The sequence below is a fragment of the Streptomyces colwelliae genome (assembly GCF_048158785.1).
GTDB lineage: Bacteria > Actinomycetota > Actinomycetes > Streptomycetales > Streptomycetaceae > Streptomyces.
Window position 1 is genome coordinate 1 of the sequence record NZ_JBLTJC010000960.1, and the last position, 450, is coordinate 450.

Sequence of the window (450 nt, forward strand, 5' to 3'; positions counted from 1 at the left end):
CGTTACCAGTGGCAATCATCCCAGCAATCTCCGTAAGGTTCTGAGCACCCATGTAGGCGTTCTTAGCGAAGAACCCTAGGTCATTGATGGAACGCAGTGAGGTTTCCCACACAGTGTCCTGATTACGTCGAGCACGACCAGTAAGAATCTTAACGGTATCCATAAGAGCATGAACCTCACCAGTCTTCTTGCCGTCACCCTCAGCTTTCGCCTTGAGAGCCAAAATCTCATCCTTAAGTTCCTGAGTGGTTTTACCTGTCGACCCCATGATGGCGATGTCACCGTTGATACGGCGGTCATACGCTGGCATGATGCGGAACATATCGAAGTCCCTTAGGTCGTTCACTGAAAACTGTTGTCCATCTGGCATCGTGATGGATAGGTCCGAATCAAACAAGTTACGTGCCTCAAGGAATGAGTTGTTCTCGATACCTACCAAGCCCTCAATGT

1 protein-coding gene is annotated in these 450 nt (G+C 49.3%); it reads right to left on the bottom strand.

Features of this window, described 5'->3' with window-relative positions; translation table 11 throughout:
• On the bottom strand, window positions 1-450 hold a 450-nt coding region (locus ACNFOC_RS55360), incomplete at both ends, for a hypothetical protein (protein WP_416966440.1).